Consider the following 10,387-nt stretch of genomic DNA (forward strand, 5'->3'; position numbering starts at 1 on the left):
AAAGGCGCCTCCGCGGCGGCTGGACGCGTTAATCTATGCGACGTTTTTTCGACCTACCCGAGGTGTCACCCTTGTTTGACCAATTCGCCCTGCACGAACGCCTGCTCAAGGCGATCGCCGAACTCAAATTCGTCGAGCCGACGCCGGTGCAGGTGGCGGCCATACCTCCGGCGCTTGAAGGGCGTGACCTGCGGGTAACGGCGCAGACCGGCAGCGGCAAGACCGCAGCTTTCGTGCTGCCTATGCTCAACCGTTTGATCGGCGATGCGGTGGTCCGCACCGATGTGCGTGCGCTGATTCTGTTGCCGACCCGCGAACTGGCCCAGCAGACCCTCAAGGAAGTCGAGCGCTTCGCGCAATTCACCTTCATCAAGTCGGCGATGATCACCGGCGGTGAGGATTTCAAGGTCCAGGCCGCGATCCTGCGCAAGGTGCCGGATATCCTCATCGGCACCCCGGGACGCATGATTGAGCATCTGAACGCCGGCACGCTGGTCCTCAAGGACGTTGAGCTGCTCATCCTCGATGAAGCCGATCGCATGCTCGACATGGGCTTCGCTGACGACGTGCAGCGCCTGGTCGGCGAATGCGCCAAGCGCCAGCAGACCCTGCTGTTCTCCGCCACCAGCGGTGGCGCCGCGCTACGCGAGATGTCAGCCAGCGTGCTGCGCGATCCGCTGCATCTGCAGCTCAACCGCATCAGCGAACTGAACGAAGGCACCCGCCAGCAGATCATCACCGCCGAAAACACCGAGCATAAGGAAAAACTGGTGCATTGGCTGCTGGCCAACGAGACCTACAAGAAGGCGGTGATCTTCACCAACACCCGCGTGCAGGCCGACCGCTTGTACGGCCGTCTGGTGGCCGAGGGTGTGAAGGCTTTCGTGCTGCACGGCGACAAGGACCAGAAGGACCGCAAGCTGGCCATCGACCGGGTCAAGGAAGGTGGGGTCAAGGTTCTGGTGGCCACCGATGTGGCGGCGCGAGGGCTGGATATCGAAGGCCTGGACCTGGTGATCAACTTCGACATGCCGCGTTCCGGCGACGAGTACGTGCATCGGATCGGCCGGACCGGTCGCGCCGGTGCCGAAGGGCTGGCGATCTCGCTGATCTGCCACAACGACTGGAACCTGATGTCGAGCATTGAACGCTATCTCAAGCAGCGCTTCGAGCGACGCGTCATCAAGGGGCTGAAGGGCAGTTACATGGGCCCGAAGAACCTCAAGGCTTCAGGCAAGGCGGCGGGCACCAAGAAGAAAAAGGACGACAAGAAGAAGGCCATCGACAAGAAGGCCAAGCCGACTGGCAAACCGACCGCCAAGCGGCCGAAGAACGCCAAGCGTGAGACGCCGCCATCACAGATCGTGAGCCAGGACGGCATGGCGCCGCTGCGTCGCAAAAAGCCCGCCGCTGAATAATCGGTTCAGAGCCGGGGCGGCCTCACTGCCCCGGCTTAAGCGCCTCTCAGCGCCTCTCAGCGCTTCTCAGCCGGTGCGATATCGGCTTTCTTCTCCGCTTCTTCCACGTGCTGCAGGCGCTTGTCATAGGCTTGACATTCGTCGCCAAGCTGCTCGGCAGTCTGCTTGACCTCCATCTCTCGCAGTTCCTCGTTGATCTCGGCCGCGCGCTCGGGGTCGCTTTCGGTCAGCTGATTCACCCGTTGGGCAAGCTCCTTGGCCTTCGCATCGATCTGATCGGTGGTGCATTCGGCGAATACCGGCTGGCTGGCGAGCAGGGCGGCGGCGAGGGGAATCATCAGGTATTTCATGGTGCGCTCCTTCTAACGACTTGTTCGGTGGATCGCCGTCGACGCGCTTTAGTTCAGCCTCTGCGGCCGCACCGGTGATCGAACCATGCCGCCATCGGCAGGGTCCGTATTAGCAAGAGCCGCCCTGCTGAAGCGGTGCAACAGGAGAAAGGACATGACTTACGACTGGGATCTGATGCTGCGCCTGCTGCGAGAAGCGCAGAAGCCCGGCAACGAGGCTTTCGCCCCGCGCCAGTACGCCGACGAACACGCGATGGCCATGGAGGACGCCGGTCAGCCGTTACCCAACATGGATTCGTTGAAGGCCGAGGCGCAGAACTACGAAAGCCTGCTGTTCGAGGGCGGCTTCATGGTGACGCGGCCGGAAGAAGAGGGCGGCAACGGCGAGAACTTCGTGTTGACCGAGCGCGGCACGCAGTTGCTGCGCATGCTCGAAGGTGGCGATGGCAGCCACCGCCAACGGCTGGAAGAGAAGGGGGAAGCGGCGCTCACCCCGGAAGTCTTCGATACCCTGGCGACAGGGTGAGGTCGGCTGTGCGCCGTCGAATGGGACGCAGCCGACCACGATGGCCGATTACAGCGGGCCGACCGCTCCGCACGTCTTGTTGGCGGCGTGCTTTTGCAATACCGGCAGCTGCGGACGTGGCTTACCGTTTTTGACGTCCAGCGACAACGGATAGTCGTTCCACCAGGGCCCGGCTGCCCAGTAGGTGCTCGGAATGCAATGCTGGCCCAGATAGCGGAGCAGGTTGTCCGTCGCGGCGACGGCCGAGGGTGAGAAGTCCGGTGCGCCGTGTTCGCCGATAAAGCCTCGCAGGCGGTACTTGCTAAGCCATTCGACGAAAGGCTTGGCTCTGACCACGCCGATCATCGGGTCATAAACCTCGTTCCTGTTCGTGTAGTAGCCGGAGTAGTCCTTGTCGAAATACAGGTGGGCTTCGAACATCAGGTTGTTTTTCGCATCGCGCATCCAAGGGTCGCTGACCAGCTTGGTGTTATAGGACGGCCAGTGGAACGCGCTCGACCAACGATCGCCGGCGATGATCACCCAGCGTTGCGAATCGACGCTGCGAATGCTTTTCGCGGCCGCAAGGGCGGCGACGGGCCACTTGCCGTTGGTGGTGTGCGGCTCGTTCATCAAACCGTAGCCATAGACCGCCGGGTGATTGGCGACCTGCTGCGCGATGCGCTTCCAGGTATCGGCGAAGGCGCTCACCGGTACTTCATTGGAGCCAATCATTTTTCCGTAGTAGCGATAGTAGTTATGCATGTCGAGGATGACCTGCATGTCGTATTTCCTGGCATGGTTGAGCGTCGCCAGAAGACGTCCAAGCTCGGCGCGGTTCAATTCGCCGTTAAGCCGCGGTTGGATGCGCTCCCAGCGAAACGGCAGGCGTACCAGCTTCAGGTTGCGTTCGGCGTAGCGTTTGAAGTCCGCTTCGCCGGGGTAGATGTACTGTTTCAGATAGGTGCCGGGTAGCGCGACGTCGGCGCCGAATTCGGCACCCGCCAGGTTGATGCCCACCAGATTGATCGGGTTTGCCGGCGCGCCGCCGGTAGCGGGTGTCTGGCTGCCGGCGTTCGGGGTCTGCGTGTTGAATCCCGTGTTGCTGACCGAGACGGTGCGCGGATAACCCACGGCCTTACCGTTGAGGGTGCCGCCATCGACCATGACGGTCATGTTACCGCCAGATTGGTAGATCAGCTTGATGGTGCGAATCTGGCCATCGGCGAATCGGATCTTCGCGCCTTTATGGAATGCGGCCTTGTTCTCAGCCGTCGCCTTGACCGATACGCCGTTGAACTTGCTGGTGTTGTAGATGCCATTGACGAAGTCGCCGCCGTTGAAGGCGTTCAGTGCCACGACCTGAGCTGGCGTCTGGTTCGCAGGCGGCGTGACCACGGGCGTAGAGGGTTGACTCGGCGCGGACGGGGCCGGGGTTGGTGCCGCCGTGCTGGTAGTCGAGAACAATTTGTTCGGGTAGCCGAGCGTACCGCTGAGGGTGCTGCCCGAGAGCATCACGCTCATGTTGCTGCCGGAAGTGTACACGGCGGTAATGGTGCGGATCTGGCCGTTTGCGATTTTCACCGAGGCGCCGGGTTTGAATACAGAGCGGTTGGTGGTGTTCAGGGGAATCGAGAAGCCCGCCGACTTACGCCACACCCCATTCAGCCAGTCGCTGTTGGTGTAGTTGTTGATGGCGCTGCTGTGGGTCGTCGTGCTCGGCGTCGGTGCGGATGTCGCCGGCGGCGTGCTGGAAACCGGCGCCGAGCCCAGCGCTGCAACGGTGCGTGGATAGCCGGCGGCCGCAGCGTCGAGCGTCGCACCCGACAGCATCACGCTCATGTGGGCGCCGGAAAAATAGACGACCTTCACGGTGCGAATCTGGCCATTCGCCAGCCTCACCTGCGCACCTTTCTTGAAAGCTGCTTTGCTGGCTGACGTCGCTGGAATGGAGAACCCGGCGGACTGGCGCCAGATGCCCTTGTTCCACTGGGGGCTGGTGAAGTCGTTGACCTGAGCGGTGGCGACGGTCTGAAGGGTGTTCGTTGTTGACGTGGCTGCGTATGCCTGCTGGATCGGCGTCGCGACCCCGAACATGGCGGCCAGCACGACGGCACCCAGTACCGCCCTTGGCACGTTCGAAACTGCTCTGAGGGACATTGATATCTCCGGACTTAATACGACAAAAGGCACGAGTGCCTTTTAAAAAATTCGGAAGCATTCTCGGAGTGATGTAACAAACGAAGCACTGCCGACGACGCCACCTAATACACAACGCAGCGAAACGACGGAGCCGGCGACTCGCTTTGTATGGATAGGCGTTATATAGATCGAACAACGGATAGTAAAATTATTTTGGCGCCGGTAAATCGCCAATAACCATATCTTTGATTATTTAATTGCATAGTGACATTATTTGATAGCAATCAGCTATTAGTTATATGTGTACATAAATAGCTGATATATAAGTATTTTTAATTGTATTTGCTGGAGGTGCGATTATTTCGCGCTGACAAGTGCCGTTTCGTTTGTTAGTTCTGTTAGGCGGAGGTAGCGATGATTGTTTATTACAGGATGTTTCGCGAGGAGCAAGATAAGAGAACAAGCGAAGCGTTAACGACGCACTTGTAGGCGCTGCAATAAAACGCGTTAGATGAAAGAGCGGCACTTCTGGGAGTGTGCTTCGGCATGCAACCGCAGCAGCCGGGAGGCTGAATGGCCCAGTTGACCGAGGCGGTTAACGCGCCTGATTCAGACTGTCGAAAGTCAGCTCCAGCGCCTTGCGCATGTCCAGCCGAGCCGAGCGGCCGATGTCCTGATTGTTCAGCTGATAGCTGCGCTCCGATGGCAGGATCGGTGCGGTCAGGTCGTCGGCCTCTGCCGCTTCGAAATCATGGTCGCGGCCGATGGTCAGTGCGCTGCGGCGCAGCAGCTCACGCAGCTGATCAGGTGCAAGCTGCGGATTGATCGAGAGCATCGCCGCAACGACCCCGGTCACCATCGGCGTGGCGTATGAAGTACCGCAATGCACGTCGCCGCGTTTGCCGGGTTCCAGCGTTGCAGCGCGGGTGCAGGCCGAGGCGGTGATGTCGACACGCATGTCGACATTCGACGAAGGCCGTTTGGTGACGTATTCGGGATGCGTGACCGGAACGTCACGCTTGCCGTTGCGCTGGTGGCCCCCGACGACCAGCAATTGCTCGGTGATGAACGAGGAGGGCAGCCGGTAGTCGTCCTGGCCGGAATGGGCCGAGCCATTGCCCGCAGAGTTCACCACCAGCACATCGGGATGCTCGCGGCGCAGCCAGAGAAAGAACTCCTCGAGCAATTCCTCGTAGCCGCTCATGGCAATGCCGGAGCGAATCAGCGAATCGACCTCTTCGCCCTCGACGTCCCGCGCGCCAACGCGGTGGATGCCCCAACTCCAGTTCAGTACTCGCACACCGTCCTCGACCAGATTGACCGAGGCGGCGACGTTGGCGGTGATGCCAGCATCGGAGTTGCGCTCGACGATGACCTCGAAGCCGGCGCTGGCCGGTTCCAGTGCGCTCAGAAAGCCGCTGTCGCCGGGTTCCTCACTGCGCGCGGCGAGAATGCCGGTTACCGTGGTGCCGTGCTCGGTGGGGTCTTCAGCATCCCTGGCGTAGACGCAGGTGCGCGGCGCCTGCGGTTCGCAATCACCGATGTATTGGGCGAATTCGGGCGAGTCGAAGTCGAGATTGCGTTCGATGACGCCGATGCGCACCGGATGCATCTTGGCCGAGCTCTGTTGGGCCGGCAGGCGATGCCGGTAATAATCCACGGCGTCGAGGAACCGATTGGCGACCCATTCACTGTTCCGGGGCTTCTTGCCACGGTCCTGTTCCACCGGCTCCTCAGGGCCGGATTCTTCGACGACCACCGCATCCACGCTCACCTCACTACCCAGACGCAGCACCATGGCGTCTCGCTCGGTCAGGTCTTTCACCGGCAGGCGCAACTGATAGGTATTGAGCGGTGCGATGGCGCCGACCACTTCGGCGCCATATTTGCTGGCCAGGCGGCGCGCTTCGTCCAGGCCGTCGTGGTTTTCTTCGATGATCAGGCTGATCAGGTTCAGATAGGTATTCAGCCCGTCCATGTTCTTCGCCACCTCGTCAGGGCCCGCCGCCAGCACATGGCTGCCGTTCAGTGACAGCCACACCGGGTTGCTCCGGCGTTCGCCCTGTTCGAGCCAGAGCGGTCCGCTCTGGTGCTCAGCCTTACGCAGCGACAGGCGCAGGTTGCCTTCGCCGGTCGGCGAGCTTTCGACCGGTTTTCCGCCGAGCATCAACCTGGTCTCGCCGTCGCCGAGCCCGGTACCGCGCAGGCAGAAGGTCAGCAGATCGGTGGCGAAGAGGTCACCGCAGCGTTGTACCTCCTTGATGCGTAACGGAGCGGGCTCGGCCATTGCCGGGCTCGGATTCAACGCTCCGAGCACAAGACCGATCGACAGGAAAAGCCGTGCTGTCCTCATTGCCGACATTGCAGATAGTGCACGCTGAACAGGTCGCGGGAATCGGTCCATTGACCACTGCAGTCGAAGCCAGCGCTATTGGCCAGGTCGGCGAAAGATCCCAAGGTGTACTTGTAGGAGTTCTCGGTGTGCAGGCTTTCGCCGGCATCGAAATGAAAGCGCTGGCCTTCGATGGTCACGTCCTGTGCCTCGCGGCTGACCAGGTGCATCTCGATGCGCGAATCCTGTTCATTGAAGAAAGCCCGGTGGGTAAAGCGTGAGGGGTCGATATCGCTATCCAGCTCTTGGCGGATGCGCTGCAGCACGTTGAGGTTGAAGGCCGCCGTCACGTGAGCACGGTCGTTATAGGCCGCCTCAAGCACATCTCTGTCCTTGATCAGGTCGACGCCAATCAACACGCCACCACCGGGCGGAAGGATTTCGTGCAGGTGGCCGAGCAGCTTGCGAGCCTCCAGTGGAGTGAAATTGCCGATGCTTGAACCGGGGAAAAACACCAGCGGATGGTGAAGCGTGAAATCGTCCGGCAGCTTCAGCTCGTCAGAGAAATCAGCGCACGCCGCATGCACCTCCAGCCAGGGGTAGTCCGCCGCCAGACGCTGGGTGCTGGTGAGCAGAAAGTCTTCGGAGATGTCGATGCCCAGATAGCTGACCGGTCGCAGGCCTTCGAGCAGCAGGCGCACTTTGCGGCTGGCGCCGCTGCCCAGTTCGATCAGGTCGGTCTGTGGCCCGGCGATCTCGAGGATGTCGTTCGCTGCGTTTGCAAGAATCTTTTCCTCGGTGCGGGTCACGTAGTACTCCGGCTGCAGACAGATCTGCTCGAAAAGCTCGGAGCCGCGCCGGTCATAGAAGAACTTCGGCGAGATTCGCTTGGGCGCCGCGGCGAACCCCGCCAGCGCTTCGTCACGCAAGGACGTATCGTGTGCCGGTTGTGTCTGGTCATGGAAATGAACGGCTAATGCCATTGGTCATAGCTCCCTGGCCAGGCGCAGCCCGGCGAATTGCCAGCGCATGGCCGGTTGGAAAAAGTTGCGGTAGGTGGCGCGGATATGGGCTTCCGGCGTAGCGCAGCAGCCGCCGCGCAGGACCATCTGGCCGGACATGAATTTGCCGTTGTATTCGCCCAGGCTGCCTTCCAAAGGATGGAAACCGGGGTAGGGGCGGTAGGCACTGGCAGTCCATTCCCAGACATCACCGAACAGTTTCGCCGGCCCTTCATGGGGCGTGTTCGCCGCGACTGGCTGTAGATGGTCGCTCTCGAGAAAATTGCCGCGCAGTGGCTGGTCCGTCGCCGCGACTTCCCACTCGGCCTCGCTGGGAAGCCGGGCGCCGGCCCAGCGTGCGTAAGCATCGGCCTCGTAGAAGCTGACGTGGCAGACCGGCGCCTCCAGATCCAGTGGTCGTAGACCGCCCAGGGTCATCTCATGCCAAGCATCGTCCAGGCGCTGCCAGTACAGCGGCGCGTGCCAGCCGCACTGCTGGATTTGCGCCCAGCCATCAGACAACCAGAGCTCGCTGCGGGCATAACCGCCATCGGCGATGAACGACAGATACTCTCGGTTGCTGATCGGCCGATCGGCCAACTGGAAATCCTCAAGGAACTGCCGATGCCGCGGTGTCTCGCAATCGAAGGCGAAGCCGCTATCGGCGTGGCCGATGTGGCGCACGCCACCGGCATAGTCGTGCCAGCGGAGACGGTCGTTGTGCAGTGTCGGCGCCGACTTCAGGTCGCTCCGGTAAACCGGGTGCAAGGGGTTCTGCGCCAGGATGTGTTTGATGTCCATCAGCAGCAGTTCCTGATGCTGCTGTTCGTGCTGCAGGCCCAGTTCCACCCGGCGCAGGATCTCGGCGGCATGCTGCTGTGGAGGATTGGCCAGCAGTTCGTCCATGGCACGGTCTACATGCTGGCGGAAGCGATACACCTCGTCCACACCGGGCCGTGAGATCAGACCGCGTTGGGCTCGGGGGAAGGGCGTGCTGTGCGTTTCGTAGTAGGAATTGAACAGATGGTCATAGGTCGTGTCGAGCGGCTTGTAGCGCGCAAGATAGGGCTTGAGCAGGAAGGCCTCGAAGAACCAGCTGACGTGCGCCAGATGCCATTTCGGCGGGCTGACGTCGGGCATGCTCTGGATGACGTAATCCTCGATCTGCAAGGGTGCACAGATCGCCTCGCTGGTGGCGCGCACCTGTCGGTAGCGCTGCAGCAGATAGTCCAGCTCGGCGAGTGCCGGTTGCTGTTTTGGCTGTTCGGCCAGGTTGCCCATGGGCTTCCCCCTTTGTTCGATACCCGAAGTTCGATCCCCGAATGCTCAACGCCTGGAACGGCCGCAAGGCGCCTCTATAGCGACCCGAAGCGAGGCGCAAAAGTTTCTGCCGCTGCTGCTGCGAGAGCCTTGCATGGGTTCATGTCGCCTTTGATGAAAGCAGTACACATCCGAATGCGAAAGGCGCTGCCGGCTAATCGCTGGAAAACGCGCCGAACGAACAGGCGAGACGTCTTGGTCAAGCCCGCTCGGTCCCTGCGCTCCATCGGCTCAGCGGTTTTCGATCGGCGGGGTAGGCCGGATCAGCATCTCGTTGACATCCACATGTGCTGGCTGCGAGAGCGCGTAAACCACTGCCCGGCCGATGTCCTCGGGCTGCAGGGCATAGGCGGGCGGCTTGTCGAACAACGGTGTGTCGACCATGCCCGGCTCGATCAGCGTGACCCGCACGCCGGTGCCGCGTAATTCTTCGCGCACGCTCAGCCCCATCCCGGTGATCGCCCACTTGCTGGCGCTGTACATCGAACCGGGAATGACGAAACGCCCGGCGGCGGAGCCGGTCAGGAGCAGGTGACCACGGCTGGCCTTGAGCGCCTCGAGACTGCAGCGTAGGGTCAGGCCGACGCCATAGACGTTGGTCAGTAACATCTCACGCCACACTTCAGGGTCGGCACCGCTGAAGCCACCCTCGCTGCCCGGTATGCCGGCGTTGGCGTAGACCGCATCGAGCTGTCCGAAATGGTCCAGCACCTGCTGCACCATGGCCTCCTGGTCTCCGTATTCCTTGACGTCGCAGCGGATCGCCAGGGCGTGCGCCGGCCCGCCGAGATCGCTCACCAATTGCGCGAGCTTCTGTTCGGAGCGCGCGGCCAGCGCCACGCGATAACCCGCCTCGGCGGCCAGTCGGGCCGTGGCCGCGCCGATCCCGGAGGACGCGCCGGTAATCAGAAGAACGAAGTCGCTCATGTCATCCTCGCTCGGTGGCTGCTAAAGGCTTCAGTAGTTCGGTGGCGTTTCCGGAATGCCGGTGTCATCAGCGAGCACCGGCATGGTCCAGGGTTCGAGTCGATGATCCTTGTCCTCAACCTCCAGTCGCGCCTGCTCGATGACGCTGCCCAGATGTTGCGGGTTGCTGTATTGCTCCCTGGACACGCTGGGCACCCGCAGCACTTCGATGCCGCTGCCGGACATGACGGTAAAGCCGAAACTGTCTTCGTCCGGGTTGGCACTGGTCACGCAGCCGCATGGAAGGAAGGCTTCGCTGACCAGTTGCATCGCATCGTCGAGATTCAGTGGTGGGGTTCTCATGGCGTTCTCCGTCGTCTGACTGTCTGAAGTGGACCGCCGCGGCGAGCCGC

9 protein-coding genes are annotated in these 10,387 nt (G+C 61.5%); 2 read left to right on the forward strand and 7 right to left on the reverse strand.

Annotation, left to right across the window (positions count from 1 at the left end):
• Positions 1-71: 71 nt before the first annotated feature.
• A complete protein-coding gene (locus MCB86_RS16310; RefSeq protein WP_239611492.1) occupies positions 72-1,418 on the forward strand; it encodes a DEAD/DEAH box helicase in 1,347 nt (448 codons plus the stop codon).
• A 56-nt stretch (positions 1,419-1,474) separates the two neighbouring features.
• Here the strand turns inward: MCB86_RS16310 and MCB86_RS16315 are convergent, their stop codons facing one another.
• The gene (locus MCB86_RS16315; protein WP_045163230.1) at positions 1,475-1,768 is read right to left on the reverse strand and encodes a hypothetical protein; all 294 of its coding nucleotides are present in this window, start codon (positions 1,766-1,768) and stop codon (positions 1,475-1,477) included.
• Between the two features lie 154 nt (positions 1,769-1,922).
• Here MCB86_RS16315 and MCB86_RS16320 point away from each other — a divergent pair, with 154 nt between their 5' ends.
• The gene (locus MCB86_RS16320; protein ID WP_239611493.1) at positions 1,923-2,294 is read left to right on the forward strand and encodes a transcriptional regulator; all 372 of its coding nucleotides are present in this window, start codon (positions 1,923-1,925) and stop codon (positions 2,292-2,294) included.
• A 48-nt stretch (positions 2,295-2,342) separates the two neighbouring features.
• Here the strand turns inward: MCB86_RS16320 and MCB86_RS16325 are convergent, their stop codons facing one another.
• The 6 genes from MCB86_RS16325 to MCB86_RS16350 all read right to left on the reverse strand — a co-directional run bounded on the left by MCB86_RS16325 (position 2,343) and on the right by MCB86_RS16350 (position 10,337).
• Complete coding sequence (locus tag MCB86_RS16325) at positions 2,343-4,433, reverse strand: glycoside hydrolase family 5 protein (protein WP_239611494.1); 2,091 nt, start codon at positions 4,431-4,433, stop codon at positions 2,343-2,345.
• Between the two features lie 577 nt (positions 4,434-5,010).
• A complete protein-coding gene (locus MCB86_RS16330; protein ID WP_045163294.1) occupies positions 5,011-6,768 on the reverse strand; it encodes a S8/S53 family peptidase in 1,758 nt (585 codons plus the stop codon).
• Positions 6,765-7,730 carry an L-histidine N(alpha)-methyltransferase gene (gene egtD, locus MCB86_RS16335; protein WP_239611495.1) on the reverse strand — a complete coding sequence of 322 codons (966 nt, stop codon included), beginning with the start codon at positions 7,728-7,730 and terminating at the stop codon, positions 6,765-6,767. Before egtD ends, MCB86_RS16330 begins: the two co-directional genes overlap by 4 nt.
• A gap of 3 nt (positions 7,731-7,733) precedes the next feature.
• Entirely contained in the window at positions 7,734-9,029 is a 1,296-nt protein-coding gene (gene egtB, locus MCB86_RS16340) for an ergothioneine biosynthesis protein EgtB (RefSeq protein WP_239611496.1), read from the reverse strand.
• A 270-nt stretch (positions 9,030-9,299) separates the two neighbouring features.
• Entirely contained in the window at positions 9,300-9,995 is a 696-nt protein-coding gene (locus MCB86_RS16345) for an SDR family oxidoreductase (RefSeq protein WP_239611497.1), read from the reverse strand.
• A 30-nt stretch (positions 9,996-10,025) separates the two neighbouring features.
• Positions 10,026-10,337 (reverse strand): hypothetical protein, encoded by a 312-nt coding sequence (locus tag MCB86_RS16350; RefSeq protein ID WP_045163224.1) that lies wholly within the window; start codon positions 10,335-10,337, stop codon positions 10,026-10,028.
• Positions 10,338-10,387: the final 50 nt, after the last annotated feature.

The organism is Pseudomonas sp. KSR10 (assembly GCF_022355455.1).
Lineage (GTDB): Bacteria > Pseudomonadota > Gammaproteobacteria > Pseudomonadales > Pseudomonadaceae > Stutzerimonas > Stutzerimonas stutzeri_E.